The sequence below is a fragment of the Bacteroides hominis genome (assembly GCF_033042785.2).
Lineage (GTDB): Bacteria > Bacteroidota > Bacteroidia > Bacteroidales > Bacteroidaceae > Bacteroides > Bacteroides hominis.
The window spans coordinates 3,916,419-3,930,832 of record NZ_CP178829.1; the positions used below are offsets into that span (position 1 = coordinate 3,916,419).

General features: G+C 43.4%; 15 protein-coding genes. 5 read left to right on the forward strand and 10 right to left on the reverse strand.

What is annotated here, in order from left to right; all coding sequences use genetic code 11:
- Window positions 1–3: 3 nt before the first annotated feature.
- Window positions 4–921 (forward strand): RluA family pseudouridine synthase, encoded by a 918-nt coding sequence (locus tag R3O62_RS16500; RefSeq protein WP_005778080.1) that lies wholly within the window; start codon window positions 4–6, stop codon window positions 919–921.
- Window positions 922–989: 68 nt separating this feature from the next.
- On the opposite strand, the gene R3O62_RS16505 is transcribed toward R3O62_RS16500, so the two are convergent.
- A complete protein-coding gene (locus tag R3O62_RS16505; protein WP_005778083.1) occupies window positions 990–1,394 on the reverse strand; it encodes a hypothetical protein in 405 nt (134 codons plus the stop codon).
- A 21-nt stretch (window positions 1,395–1,415) separates the two neighbouring features.
- The gene (locus R3O62_RS16510) at window positions 1,416–1,859 is read right to left on the reverse strand and encodes a hypothetical protein (protein WP_005806437.1); all 444 of its coding nucleotides are present in this window, start codon (window positions 1,857–1,859) and stop codon (window positions 1,416–1,418) included.
- Window positions 1,860–2,666: 807 nt separating this feature from the next.
- Between R3O62_RS16510 and map the strand changes: the two genes are divergently transcribed.
- Genes map through R3O62_RS16525 form a run of 3 tightly spaced genes read left to right on the forward strand, consistent with a single transcriptional unit; the run spans window position 2,667 to window position 5,530 of the window.
- Window positions 2,667–3,521: a type I methionyl aminopeptidase gene (map, locus tag R3O62_RS16515; protein ID WP_005806458.1), complete on the forward strand. Its 855-nt coding sequence runs from the start codon at window positions 2,667–2,669 to the stop codon at window positions 3,519–3,521.
- The gene (locus tag R3O62_RS16520) at window positions 3,522–4,748 is read left to right on the forward strand and encodes a DNA recombination protein RmuC (protein WP_022012393.1); all 1,227 of its coding nucleotides are present in this window, start codon (window positions 3,522–3,524) and stop codon (window positions 4,746–4,748) included.
- 26 nt (window positions 4,749–4,774) lie between these two features.
- On the forward strand, window positions 4,775–5,530 hold the full coding sequence (locus tag R3O62_RS16525) for a DUF169 domain-containing protein (RefSeq protein WP_032539965.1): 756 nt from the start codon (window positions 4,775–4,777) through the stop codon (window positions 5,528–5,530).
- A gap of 70 nt (window positions 5,531–5,600) precedes the next feature.
- Here R3O62_RS16525 and R3O62_RS16530 read toward each other — a convergent pair whose 3' ends face one another.
- The 7 genes from R3O62_RS16530 to R3O62_RS16560 form a co-directional block, all read right to left on the reverse strand.
- On the reverse strand, window positions 5,601–7,247 hold the full coding sequence (locus R3O62_RS16530; RefSeq protein ID WP_165015170.1) for a M56 family metallopeptidase: 1,647 nt from the start codon (window positions 7,245–7,247) through the stop codon (window positions 5,601–5,603).
- 4 nt (window positions 7,248–7,251) lie between these two features.
- On the reverse strand, window positions 7,252–7,617 hold the full coding sequence (locus R3O62_RS16535) for a BlaI/MecI/CopY family transcriptional regulator (protein WP_005778094.1): 366 nt from the start codon (window positions 7,615–7,617) through the stop codon (window positions 7,252–7,254).
- A gap of 149 nt (window positions 7,618–7,766) precedes the next feature.
- Window positions 7,767–9,080, reverse strand: coding sequence for a Na+/H+ antiporter NhaA (gene nhaA / locus R3O62_RS16540; RefSeq protein WP_005820467.1), 1,314 nt, complete (start codon window positions 9,078–9,080; stop codon window positions 7,767–7,769).
- Between the two features lie 44 nt (window positions 9,081–9,124).
- A complete protein-coding gene (locus R3O62_RS16545) occupies window positions 9,125–10,303 on the reverse strand; it encodes a sodium:proton antiporter (protein WP_005778097.1) in 1,179 nt (392 codons plus the stop codon).
- Between the two features lie 144 nt (window positions 10,304–10,447).
- Window positions 10,448–12,229 (reverse strand): translation elongation factor 4, encoded by a 1,782-nt coding sequence (gene lepA / locus R3O62_RS16550; protein WP_005806468.1) that lies wholly within the window; start codon window positions 12,227–12,229, stop codon window positions 10,448–10,450.
- 125 nt (window positions 12,230–12,354) lie between these two features.
- Window positions 12,355–12,555 carry a winged helix-turn-helix domain-containing protein gene (locus R3O62_RS16555; RefSeq protein WP_005778103.1) on the reverse strand — a complete coding sequence of 67 codons (201 nt, stop codon included), beginning with the start codon at window positions 12,553–12,555 and terminating at the stop codon, window positions 12,355–12,357.
- Window positions 12,556–12,701: 146 nt separating this feature from the next.
- Window positions 12,702–13,166 carry a C-GCAxxG-C-C family protein gene (locus R3O62_RS16560; protein WP_005806471.1) on the reverse strand — a complete coding sequence of 155 codons (465 nt, stop codon included), beginning with the start codon at window positions 13,164–13,166 and terminating at the stop codon, window positions 12,702–12,704.
- Between the two features lie 70 nt (window positions 13,167–13,236).
- On the opposite strand from R3O62_RS16560, the gene R3O62_RS16565 reads away from it, so the two are divergent.
- Window positions 13,237–13,647 carry a secondary thiamine-phosphate synthase enzyme YjbQ gene (locus R3O62_RS16565; RefSeq protein ID WP_005806473.1) on the forward strand — a complete coding sequence of 137 codons (411 nt, stop codon included), beginning with the start codon at window positions 13,237–13,239 and terminating at the stop codon, window positions 13,645–13,647.
- 1 nt (window position 13,648) lies between these two features.
- Here R3O62_RS16565 and R3O62_RS16570 read toward each other — a convergent pair whose 3' ends face one another.
- Window positions 13,649–14,410: an exodeoxyribonuclease III gene (locus R3O62_RS16570; protein WP_005778108.1), complete on the reverse strand. Its 762-nt coding sequence runs from the start codon at window positions 14,408–14,410 to the stop codon at window positions 13,649–13,651.
- Window positions 14,411–14,414: the final 4 nt, after the last annotated feature.

Sequence of the window (14,414 nt, forward strand, 5' to 3'; positions counted from 1 at the left end):
AATATGAAAAGAATGAAACGAACTCCGGCCGAAAAGGCACGTGCGCAATATACAGGTTATCTGGTGAAAGAGCCTATGGAACTAATGGACTTCCTCGCAGCGAAAATGCCTGATGCCAGCCGTACCAAGCTAAAGTCACTGCTCAGCAAACGAATCGTACTGGTTGACAATGTGATTACGACACAGTTCAACTTCCCTCTGCAACCGGGCATGAAAGTGCTTATCAGCAAAGATAAGAATAAAAAGGAATTCCGTCATCCGCTGCTGAAAATCGTCTATGAAGACGCTTATATCATCGTAGTAGAGAAAAAAGAAGGCTTACTCTCTGTTGGCACCGACCGGCAGAAGGAACGCACAGCACAGCATATCTTAAGTGAATATGTGGGGCGTTCGGGGCGTGGAAACCGTATTTTTGTAGTTCATCGTCTGGATCGTGACACCTCAGGATTGATGATGTTTGCCAAAGATGAAAAGACACAACGTACACTGCGTGACCACTGGCATGACATCGTGACGGACCGTCGTTATGTAGCAGTAGTTACCGGCGAGATGGAAAAAGACAGCGACACCGTCGTATCCTGGTTGACAGACCGTACCTTATATGTCAGTTCAAGCAGCTACGATGACGGTGGTTCCAAATCAATCACCCACTATCGCACTATCAAACGCGCCAATGGATATTCATTGGTAGAACTGCGACTGGAAACCGGACGTAAAAATCAGATACGTGTACATATGCAGGATTTAGGGCATCCTCTGATCGGAGACGGGCGTTACGGTATCGACGGCGGCCCCAATCCTCTCGGGCGTCTGGCGTTGCATGCTTTCAAACTTTGTTTCTATCATCCGGTAACAGATCAGCTGATGGAATTTGAAACTCCTTATCCCCCGGCATTCAAGAAATTGTTTCTCAGAAAATGATACTAAAATGGGCGTGAAACAACTATTTCACGCCCATTTTGATATATCCCACCTGTCAAATATAAGTATTATTCCATCCTAAGCTCAAAATTAAATCCCGGTGCATTGTCCGAAAGATAAAAGATACCGCTCAGCCGATCTCCGTATACTCTTACGTCATCCATAAAAGAAATACCGTTAGTTCCGTAATCCAACACTAAATTACGATTATAAGAGTCGCCCCAATACCACCGGAAACGATACTGATCATACAAAGCGCCGTCAGAAGCATAAAACTGGGTTTCCACCCCAAAACCGTCAAGCCCGAATTCAAAGGTACTAAACAAGGCTTCACCGTTATCGGCATTCATCCCCACATCTCCTGTCCATGCCCGTCCGGCAATGACATATTCAATCTCTCCCTGATCGTCTTCACAGGATGCCAGTCCGACAGCCAGCAGCAGTACCAGCAGAATCTTTAAATAGCCTTTCATCTTTCTATCTCCTTTTCTAAATTAGTTTCTGTTGTATTTTGAATCAACAAATACAACGACCTTTCCGTTCAGCTTTCCGGAAAGATTATGTTCGCGCACCCACACATTATCAAAATAAGTCATCCCGTTTACGCCATAGTCAAAAACAATTCCTTCCATCGAATCGTCTATCCAGGACCAAGTCAGATTATTTGTTTCTGTCCGGTAAGGTTGGTTTTCATTCAAATGATAATAGGCATAAGTTTCTGCCAGCCGTCCGCTATCATCAAACTTCAATGTATGGCGCACCCATTCATCCGCATCATTTTTATCAGAATCATTCACCCAAGTCTTTCCGCATAACTTTGCATTACTGTTTCGCAAATAATCATCTGAATAATACTTGTCGCCACAAGAGCTCAAGCCTACTATAGCTACCAATAAAAGCAGCGTCTTCATAAAATTCAATGTCTTCATAAGTGTCATTTGTCATTAAATTAATAATACAAGGGACAAATATAAGGATTGTTTTCTAATAAAAAGGAAATAGGATTAATAAAAACATTTCAAACAAATAAAAACCACATTGTTCGCTTCGGAGGCATTCTGTTTACCTTACCTGAATTTTCAAAAAGAAACCTTTAAGAGAAAGTAAGCTACAGATTGCTTCATTTATAGAAGAATCGCTAACTCTATATAGAAACAAAAGTCCTCAGATAGAACTTATATTTAATAGAAAACGGATAAAAAAAGAAATAACATACACTTTTATCACTATCTAATGATAAATATGCAAAAACACTTAGACCTTTATTAATATCCTCTAAGTCTTTTGTTAACTTCATCCAAGTCTTTTATTAACTTCGTCTAAGTATTTTGCTAACTTCATCCGAGTATTTTGCTAACTTCATAATCCCCAAAGACGTTTCCCACTGTATAAGACCACTTTTTTTATTTATTAGCACTCGCAGAAGCAATCATACAAAAATAACATATATGTGCATAAACATAGACATTCATAACACAATAAACGATATCACAGTAAAACAATGGAATAACATTCTTTTTGAATTATACAAATTCCGCTATTTCGCGTTCTTTTCCACAAGGATTGATATAGGACCTGAAAAATCAAATCTGAGCAGCATTAAAATACAAAATGACAAAATGAGTTATTGAGTATTAATTGCCGTTTTTCACCTCCGATTCTCAGAAATAATCTTTCCCGATACACAGCATTTCCCCTTTTTATTCCCTACATTTGTGCTACGAATAAAAAATCAAGATAGTAAAATGAAAAAGTTTATTAAAGGAGTCCGGTTTACTCCTTCCAATTATCCGGATGAAATAGAAGATAAGATACAGAAATACAGAAAACAAGGCTATAAACTTCCCCCACGCAAAGTGCTCCGTACGCCGGAACAGATTGAAGGTATCCGTGAAAGTGCCAAAATCAATACGGCGCTGCTTGACCACATCGCGGAAAACATTCGTGAAGGAATGCCTACAGAAGAGATCGACCGATTGGTTTATGATTTCACAACAGCTCACGGTGCTATTCCCGCTCCTCTTAATTATGAAGGATTCCCTAAAAGCGTCTGTACCAGTATCAATGATGTGGTATGCCACGGAATACCCAGTCCGACCGAATTTCTGCAAAGCGGAGATATAGTCAACGTGGACGTATCGACTATTTACAAAGGCTATTTCTCCGATGCATCACGTATGTTCATGATCGGTGAAGTCAGTCCGGAAAAACAAAGACTGGTGCAAGTTACCAGAGAGTGTATGGAAATCGGTATAGCAGCCGCACAGCCTTGGGCACGGTTAGGAGATGTGGGTGCCGCTATTCAGGAACATGCCGAGAAGAACGGTTATAGCGTGGTCCGTGACTTATGCGGGCACGGAGTAGGTATCAAATTCCATGAAGAACCCGACGTAGAACACTTCGGACGCCGGGGAACAGGAATGTTAATTCTTCCGGGCATGACTTTCACCATCGAACCGATGATCAATATGGGAACGTATGAGGTCTTTGTCGACTCTGCTGATGACTGGACAGTCTGCACAGACGACGGATTGCCGTCTGCACAATGGGAAAATATGATTCTGATTACTGAAACCGGAAACGAAATATTGACTTATTAAATGGAACTGACTCTCCTCTTGATTATTGCAGCCTTGCTGGTTGTCCAGCTTGTATTGACACTAACCCGCAACAATCGCTCGCAAAGCGAAGAGATGCAACGGGCATTGCGTCAACAAATGCAGGAAAACCGGGAAGAGTTGAATCGCAGCATTCGTGAGTTGCGCATGGAAATGACGCAAACCCTGAATCAGGGTTTACAACAGTTGCAGGACGCCATGCATAAGAACATGATGACCACCGGAGAACTGCAACGCCAGAAGTTCGACGCAATGGCACGTCAGCAGGAAACGCTGATACAGTCTACTGAGAAGCGTCTGGATGACATGCGCGTGATGGTTGAAGAGAAATTACAAAAGACTCTTAACGAACGTATCGGACAGTCCTTCGAGATAGTCCGTTCGCAACTTGAAAACGTGCAAAAAGGCCTGGGAGAAATGAAGTCTCTCGCACAAGATGTGGGTGGTCTCAAGAAAGTTCTGAGCAACGTGAAAATGCGCGGGACCTTTGGAGAAGTCCAGTTAGGTGCTCTTCTGGAGCAGATGATGAGTCCTGAACAGTATGAAGCAAATGTCAAGACCAAGAAGAGCGGAACCGAATTTGTAGAGTTCGCCATCAAACTTCCCGGGAAAGACGATGCAAACAGTACCGTTTATCTGCCAATCGATGCAAAATTCCCAAAAGATGTTTACGAGCAATATTATGATGCCTTTGAGGCAGGTGACGCTGTACTGATGGAATCATGCGGGCGTCAACTGGAAACAACCATAAAAAAGATGGCAAAGGATATTCATGACAAGTATGTCGACCCACCGTTTACAACGGACTTCGCCATCCTGTTCCTCCCCTTTGAAAGCATTTATGCAGAAGTAATCCGCCGCACAACTTTAGTGGAAACACTACAAAAGGATTTCAAGATTGTCGTAACCGGACCAACTACTCTGGGAGCCATACTGAACAGCCTGCAAATGGGATTCCGGACACTTGCCATACAGAAGCGTACTGGTGAAGTATGGACTGTATTGGGAGCCGTAAAAACAGAATTCGGAAAATTCGGAGGACTGCTTGAGAAGGTGCAGAAGAATCTGCAAAGTGCAGGTGACCAATTGGAAGAAGTAATGGGAAAACGCACCCGCGCCATCGAACGCAAGCTCCGGCAGGTCGAAGAGCTCCCACACGAAGAAAGCCGGAAAATCTTACCGATTGACGATGGCGGAGAAGATGATTAATTGATAAAACAACGAGATATAAGGTCATGGAAACAACACTTAAGGATCAGTTCATTACCTTGTGGAATACTTATTTTCCACAAGCCGGACTCCCCATAGCATTTGAATACTCGGCAGATACACAGAATCTTCCGGTAGTGGAAGCTCCGAAAGGACATCGGTGTATCATTGCCCAACTGACACAAGTACAACGAGGAAAAACTCTCTGTATACAGGCAGATTCTGTGGGATGCCGGGGTGGGAAACGATATACAAGCTTTACGGACAAGATGTTCCCCGGGTTTGAATGTTTCCTTTCACACAATGGGCAAGGAGAAGGAGAACGATACAAACAAACGCCGGAATTGGCTGCGGAGGCTCTGGCACAGTTACCCGTACTTCCTATCAAGGGGGAAAACCTGATTTTCAAGCGTTGGGACAAACTGGAAGCAGAAGACACACCGGAAGCGGTTATTTTCTTTGCATCTGCCGATGTTCTCTCCGGATTGTTCACACTGGCTTGTTTTGACAATGCAGATCCTGATGCAGTGATTGCTCCTTTCGGTGCAGGCTGTGCCTCCATTATCTATCATCCGTACCGGGAACAACTGGACGGAACCAATCGGGCAGTGTTAGGATCATTCGACCCTTCGGCACGCAAATGTATGAAATCCGACCTTTTGTCTTTTGCCATTCCATTTAACAAATTCAAAAAAATGGTGTTGCAAATGGAAGAAAGCTTTCTGAAGACAGCTACGTGGGACGTAATCAAAAAGAGAATGGGCAAATCCAATCAGTCTTAAATAAAAGAGCTATTCCGGAGAGTTGTTTCACCGGAATAGCTCTTATCAAAGTAACCGAAACCGGTTCTTCTTACCAGTTCTCTCTGAGTATCTGTTTCATTTTCAACACTGTCCCCATATTACATTCACGATCAACCTTGACCCTCACACTAAGTTTCCGGCCATCTTTCAGTTTCTCCCGATAATCGGTTACCGCCTGTTGTAACTCCTCTGCCGTAGGATTCTTCAATTCTTTAAGCAAATCCTTACCGGACATAAAATTCAACTCGATCCCACTCAGACAATCTCCATTTTGGGAGCCAAACTTCTTCAAATTCTCATATTGCGAAACAACGATGGGGAATTCCTTGTCAAGAAAATCTTTACTATCATTACCCGAAGCAATAGCAATGCTGTCACGTATTTCGGTATATGCATCGTAAACCGCCTGCAATGCCTGCCTTGCTTCATCCACGTTGGTTCCTCTGTCACACCAGAACCCAACAATCTGTTCGTCTTTACGACCAGACTTTTCTTTCTCTCTCCGTTGTTTATACAAAAGCTTTTCCTTAACTTTATCCTTCAGATTTTCTTTGAGAACATAATCTCCATCGAACAGCATCACATTCCTGGCATTCATTAGCAATTGATTCATCCGGTTCTCAGGGGTAGTAGGGGCAACCTTCTTTCCAAATTTCCGAAGGTTGTAGGCCTCCTCTTCATTCCTCAACAGTTTCGACAGAGTTTGATAATCCATTGCTTGTTTCTGGTGCAGTCCGGGCACTGTCTGTACAAATGTCTCCTTCACTTCGGGCCGGGCGAACGCATAAAGCGTTCCGGCCATCACGGGCACAAAAAGCAACAGCTTCAAACGTGCCCACCCATTGGTTCTTTCTTTCAACATCATGGTGATTCGGTTTTTAAGTTTACTGTGATTGAAACCGTTGGCCATAGAGTAGAGCCTTGTACCAACAGCCTTTTTCACTAACAAAAGTTGATATCTCGTTGCATCGATGCCATTATTTATCACTCCGTCGTCTGCCTCAAATTCGTGAACTTCCTGTAACTCACGTTTCAACAGCCACACGGCCGGATTAAACCAGAATAGAATGAGAAGAAGTTGAATCCACAATAAATCCAGCGTATGCCAACTACGCAAATGCATCACTTCATGCAGCAGAATTTCTTGTGAATGACCATAATCCGCTTCAGAAATCACAATAACCCTCCCCCAGCTAAAAGAACCTACCGTTTGAGAAGTCAATGCCAATGTATACTTTCCGTATCTGCTCCTCCTGGCATGTAATATCAGACGCCACATACGAATTGCAGACAGTACAAAGCCTAAGAACACTACGACGCTCCCTATCAAATAGACAACTCCCCCTACTCTTATTAATTCATGCCGGAATGTGATATCAGGAGAAGTATGTCGTACCCTTTCAGGCGAGTTTGCCAACCGCCCCATTCCTCCTTCCTGAACCAACTCCAACGAAGAATCGGAATAACCTTCTTCCACCAATACACGATGGATGACCTGAAAAGGAGTATGGAAGAGATGCTCTTCCTCAGTAGTAAACTCCATCAAAGGGAGGACGACACATACCGACATCCCCACCAGCAATGTCAATCGGTTAAAGCGAAAGAAAGTGCTGCGGCTCAGCAACGCCCGATAAAACACATAAAATAATATCAGGCAGAAAGCTGACTTGAGCAGGTAAAACAAGAAAGCTCCCATAAGATTATTTTTTACGTCCTTGTTCTATCTGGCGAATCAAAGCTTTCAGGTCTTCAACAGATAACCCTTCTTCCTCAATAAATGCCGATACAACATTGGTGTAGGAATTATCATAATATTGGGAAACAACTTCATGAAGAGCGGAGCGCTTATACTGCTTCTCTGAGATCAAGGCAAAATACTGATAGGTATTGCCATAAGCTTTATATCCGACAAACCCTTTCTCTTCAAGACCCCGTACGATAGTAGATACTGTATTATAATGGGGTTTGGGCTCGTCATAATACTTCAGAAGTTCACGGACAAACATTGCACCTTCTTTCCAGAATATGCGCATGATCTCTTCTTCTTTGGCAGTAAGTCTTTTCATCGTAATTAAGAATTAAAAGGTTCTGATACCACAAAGATAATAAATCATTCAGAACAAACAACTGCAACCATTAGTTATTCAACTAATGCCATAAGTTATTTAACTAATCTTAGCAGGAGATTAGAAGACTACCTTATTATATAAGAAAATCATCTTTTCCGGGGCAAGACCCAATGCAAAACCAGATATCCCAATATACCTGCTATTACCGTACCGGACAAAACACCGAGTTTAGCTTGGTTCAACAATACGGGGTGAGTGGAGCCAAACGAAAGATTGGCAATAAAAAGTGATACCGTAAAACCAATGCCTCCCAATAATGCCACTCCGGATATGTTCTTCCAGTTCATCCCTAAAGGCATTGGAGTGAGTCCACTCTTGATGGCCAACCATGTAAAAGAATAAATCCCAAGAAACTTGCCAGCCAACAGCCCCAGAGCAACCGCATAGGTAACTCCGCCAATGACCTCGCCTTCACCACTGAACATAACACCGGCATTGACAAAAGCAAATAATGGAAGAACAAGGTAATTCACCGCACCATGAAGATTATCTTCAAGTGATTGAAGCGGACTGATGACTCTGTCGGAAGCCGACTCAACCTCCTTCAGCTTAGCTATCTGCTGGTTGGTCAATACGATATTGTTTGCTCCCATTTCGGGGAATGTACTGATAATACGCCGGATACGCTCAATATAAGTACCGACATTCAACTGAGGTTTAGCGGGAATGACAAAAGCCAGAATGACACCGGAAATCGTACTATGGATACCCGATTGCAGGAAAAGATACCAGATAACCACCCCAACGACTAAAAAGAAAATCTTATTAGTGGCTCCTTTCTTACCTATAAAATATAACAGTACGTAAAGTAATGCCGCCCATAACAAATACTCATAAGCCACATGTGAACTGTAAAAGATAGCAATCACCAAAATACCGCCTATATCATCGACTACCGCAAAAGCTGTAAGGAAGATTTTCAAACTTAGCGGCACACGCTTGCCCAACAGACTGAGTACTCCCAAGGAAAAGGCAATATCGGTCGCCATGGGGATAGCCAACCCTTGTCCTCCTTCAGTGCCCGGAGCACAAATCATGGAATAGATTACAACAGGCACTACCATTCCGCCACATGCGGCTATGAATGGCAGTGCAGCTTTACGAAACGAAGAAAGCTCACCTACCAGCAACTCCCTCTTAATCTCCAACCCGACCATCAGGAAAAAAATCGTCATCAATCCGTCATTGATGAACTCAATCATTGTCAGATTGTGTCCCGCATGCGAAAGTAAATTAAAGCCTCCGATACGGAAATGAAGTTCGTGCGACAAAAATTCCTGATACACCGGTGCCACAGGAGAGTTAGCAATTACCGCAGCAGCAATCGCTGTTACAAATAATAAAATACTCGCCGTAATATTCATCGACGAGAAATCCTTCATCGAACGTAAAACTGTCATAATATGTATTTATAGAATTAGGTTTAAGTAACTTTATGCCTTTGCTAAGTTGTATAACTCCGCAATGCCAACTTCTTCACCCATAGAACAAAGATGCCGGTCAGGATCAGGTTTAACACGATCGTAAGCACTGAGATCACTAAAGCAGGACCACCCAGATTGTATCCAAGGGCAATAAAAATAATTCCGGCTCCTACTTCACCACGGGTAAACATACCGATAGAAAGTGCCAGTCGTTCGCTGAACTTCCGGTCCCGGTAAAAGAATACGGGGAATAACTTACCTATGTTTGAAAGCAGTGAAACAATCAACACATGCAACGTTATCATTCCCCATGACATCATTTCCTGTGAGCCTGTCACCGAATGGGTTCCGGCATGCGTCTCTGCAAAGTTCACCCCAATAAAATGCGGCATACTGAGTCCGACTAAAAACATAAACAGGAACGAGACTCCCGTCGAAACTTTGTGCTCCACCGGAGTATCTATCTCTTTATGTTTCATGATCATACCCAGCACAAAAGCCGGCAACAGCACTTCGATATGAATGCTGCCCTCTTCGCCATACAACTGCTTGCTGAAGTAATAAACAGCCTGTGTAGCAACAAAAACAAGTACCGAATAGCCCATTATCGCTTTCCAGTCCTGACGCCAGTTATATTTGCCCAACTGTTTCCAACCTAATGAAAGCAGCAAAAAGACGATAAAGATAACCACAATCAGTTGCCAGCGCATACCGATCATCATTATCTGCAGAGGAATCATCAATAAAATCGTATCAAGGTCATCGAAGATAGCCAGCACCTGAATCTTTTTATAAATCCAACTTGACTTAAGTCCGATAGCAGCGAGCATTGTGAAAAGGATACCTGCCGACGTAGGAGCGGCAAAACGGCTTAACAGCAAATTCTCTTTCCACGCCTCCCAACTATTCCAAAACTCAGGAGGAAGAAGTACAAACACATAATAAAGGGCAATCAGGAACCAAGGCATAGCGGCAGTAGCCATCGCAATAAAATAATCTTCAGCGTAACTTCGCCAACGGGTCTTATCTACTTCAAACTCACGCCCGACATTAATCATGATAAAACTCAGGCAGACATAAAGAAGAATACTAGATACAGTTTTTACAGCAGCATATCCTTCACCTGCCAATGATGGCAGGAATTGTGATAGTAAAAGGCCAATAATCAAAAAGGCCGAAAAAGACAGAACTTTTCTCATTTTTATTGTTTATCGTTGTTTTAAAGGCAATTGCCAGGGAAAGCTCTGCGGACAGATGGCAATTACCTGGTATATTAGAAACTGGCTGCAACGAAATTTGTTCAGAAAGATTTCTGCTTTTTATCACGTTGCAGCCCTTATTTCCTAATCCAGTTTAAGCACGGCAAGGAACGCCTTCTGCGGCACTTCCACGTTGCCGATCTGCTTCATACGTTTTTTTCCTTTTTTCTGCTTCTCAAGCAATTTACGTTTACGGCTGATATCACCTCCGTAACATTTCGCCGTAACATCTTTACGCACAGCCTTGATCGTCTCACGTGCTATGATTTTGGCACCGATGGCAGCTTGGATGGCAATCTCAAACTGCTGTCTCGGAATCAGTTCTTTCAATTTTTCACACATCCGGCGTCCCATATCGTAGGCATTATCGAAGTGAGTCAAGGTGGAAAGCGCGTCAACCGATTCGCCATTCAACAGAATATCCAGTTTCACCAACTTAGACGGACGGAAACCATCCGGATGATAATCAAACGAAGCATAACCTTTCGAGATACTCTTCAATCTGTCATAGAAGTCGATCACAATCTCGCCCAAAGGCATATTGTAAAACAGCTCGACGCGGTTTCCAGATATATATTCCTGCTTCAACAGCTCTCCCCGCTTGCCAAGGCAAAGCGTCATGATAGGTCCGATATAATCGGTAGTTGTAATAATGGAAGCTTTGATATAAGGCTCTTCTATGTGGTCAATCATTGTCGGATCGGGCATACCGCCGGGATTATGAACTTCCGTCATATTGCCTTGCTTATCGTAGATATGATAAGATACGTTAGGAACCGTAGTAATGACGTTCATATCGAACTCACGATCCAGACGCTCCTGTACAATTTCCATGTGAAGCAACCCCAGGAAACCGCAACGGAAACCGAATCCCAGCGCCAAAGAAGATTCCGGCTGGAAAGTCAACGAAGCATCGTTCAACTGCAACTTCTCAAGCGAAGCCCGCAGATCTTCAAATTCCTCGGCCTCAATAGGATAAACTCCGGCAAACACCATCGGCTTCACCTCTTCAAATCCGGCAATCGCTTTATCACAAGGACGGGCTACATGGGTAATCGTATCTCCCACTTTCACCTCTTTCGAGGTCTTAATACCGGAAATGATATATCCAACATCCCCCGTCCGTAATTCTTTACGGGGAACCATTTCCATCTTTAACACTCCAATTTCATCGGCAACGTATTCCTTTCCGGTATTAAAGAACTTCACTTTGTCCCCCGCACGGATAACTCCGTTCGTGATTTTGAAATAAGCTATAATTCCACGGAAGGAGTTGAATACAGAGTCGAAGATCAAAGCTTGCAACGGTGCGTCTTCATCACCTTTCGGATGAGGTATACGCTCTATTACTGCTGCCAGTATTTCTTCAACCCCCATACCCGTCTTACCGGATGCACGGATAATTTCATCCCTCTTGCATCCCAGCAACTCTACAATCTCGTCTTCCACCTCTTCGGGCATGGCACTCGCCATATCGCATTTATTAATGATCGGAATGATTTCAAGATCGTGCTCAATAGCCATATAAAGATTTGAGATGGTCTGTGCCTGGACCCCTTGTGATGCATCTACAATAAGCAACGCACCTTCACAGGCAGCTATCGAGCGGGACACTTCATACGAAAAGTCAACATGACCCGGAGTATCAATCAGGTTCAAAATATACTTTTCCCCCCTGTATGCATACTCCATCTGTATGGCGTGACTTTTAATTGTAATCCCCCTCTCCTTCTCCAGGTCCATATCATCAAGCATCTGCCCTTCTGTCACTTGAATGGTATTAGTGAACTCCAACAAGCGGTCCGCTAATGTTGATTTACCATGGTCGATATGAGCTATGATGCAAAAATTTCTGATTTTATCCATCTGATACTATTATCTTAATTTAATTTGGTGCGCAAATATACACAAATGCCAGAACATAAAAAAATGCGCTGATAACATATCATAATGTATCAACGCATTTTTTTATTGGGGAAGTAGCCCACTCCTTAGTTCAATGTAACGAAGATTTCACCTTCGATTTCCTGAGTAGAGATCTTGTCTTCTCTCAACAGCCATCCGAGGCCAAGGAACAAATCTTTATCTACCAACTTAGTCGCTTTCTTAATCTGCTTGGCAGTCAGTCCTTCTGTTCCATTCAGTGCATTCCAGATTTTACCTGCAATTTCACCTGCTTTTTCTTTCAACATTTGCTTTAGAAATTTTAGTTAGACATGAGTTAAAACCTGAACAAATCAGATTTTATTTCGGCTGCAAAGATAGTTATAATTATGTTATATAACAGATTATTAGTAAGTTTTTTCTCTTCTTTGTAATGAAAACATCAATTTAACAGCTATTTTTTCTGTTTTTCGAGATATTCAGCCCATATTCTGGCTGCTTCTTCTACCATTTTCGAACAAGGTCTTTTGGCATAGTACTGTTCTGTCCGGGCCTCCGGTTCGGATGAAACCGGCGCTTTCTTCTTTAAACCAAGCAGTTCGCCACAATTCAACGAACCATTTCGTTTCTTGAATTCGGCTGCAAGCTCTTGCACCAAAGCATAATTGGCAGCCTTCCCTTCACGATCGGCTCCGTCGACAGCTCCCTTCTCCAATCCGGCAAGCAGAAACATGCCACAAGCCGCTCCGCACGTTTCGCGCATGCGTCCGATACCTCCACCGAACGAAGCAGCCATACGCAGTGCCTGTTCTTCAGTAAATCCATACATATCGGCAAAAGCAGCTACTACAGACTGCGAACAATTATAACCGCTCTTAAAAAGCTCAGAGGCCCGGTTTATTCTATCTTCCAGTGTCATTTTATATCTTTTTAATTTCTTGCAAATTTATTAAAAAAGTATCTTTGCCGGCAACTAACCAATGATTTTTATGGCAACAACTTTCGACATACGACTGCCGCACTATCCGCGCGGCTTTCATCTGATCACTCATGACGTCCTCTCCCTTATCCCTGAATTACCGGAAAACGGACTGTTGGTCGTGTTCATCAAACACACCTCGGCAGGCATCACCATCAACGAGAATGCAGATCCGGACGTGCGCCATGATTTTAATACGTTTTTCAACAAACTGGTACCCGATGGGGCACCTTACTTCATCCATACCGAAGAAGGACCGGACGATATGAGCGCACACATTAAGGCGTCATTAATAGGAACATCGGTCACCATTCCCATCCGAAACCACCGGCTCAACCTCGGAACCTGGCAGGGCATTTACCTGTGTGAGTTCCGTGACGGAGGAGACAGACGCAAACTGAGTATCACCATTCTCGAATAATTCAGCCGACTTCCAATGCCATCGGACAATGGTCGGAATGAACGGCATTGTTCAAGATAACGGCCTCTTTCAATAAAGAGCGCACCGGTTCGCTTACCATACAATAATCAATTCTCCACCCCTTGTTCTTAGCGCGTGAGTTGAAACGATAACTCCACCAGGTGTACTCTTGCTTTTCGGGATAAAGCGTGCGGAAGGAGTCGATAAACCCTGCGGACAGGAAGCGAGTCATCCATTCCCGTTCTTCAGGCAAGAAACCACTGTTGGTGGCATTACGTACAGGGTCATGAATATCGATGGGTTCATGACAAATATTATAATCCCCGCAAAGAATCAGATTCGGACGGGATTTTCGCAGTTCGGTCACATACTTTTGGAACGCTTCAAGCCAAACCATCTTAAAAGCCTGACGTTCATCTCCGCTCGTACCCGAAGGATGATAAACACTCACCACCGACAAGTCGCCAAAATCCGCACGGATAAAACGCCCTTCGTTATCATACTCTTCGATACCCATCCCATATTCGATGTGGTCGGGCTCGATTTTGGTCAATATGGCCACTCCGCTATACCCTTTCTTCTGTGCAGAGTAAAGATATGCTTTATATCCAAGCGCCTCGAATGCCTCTGCCGGATATTGGTCGGGTTGCAATTTGGTTTCCTGCAAACAAAGCACATCGGGATTCTCTTCTGCCAACCATTCGGGCAACCCTTTATTCACCGCGGCACGAAGTCCGTTCACGTTATAAGTTATAATTTTCATCGTC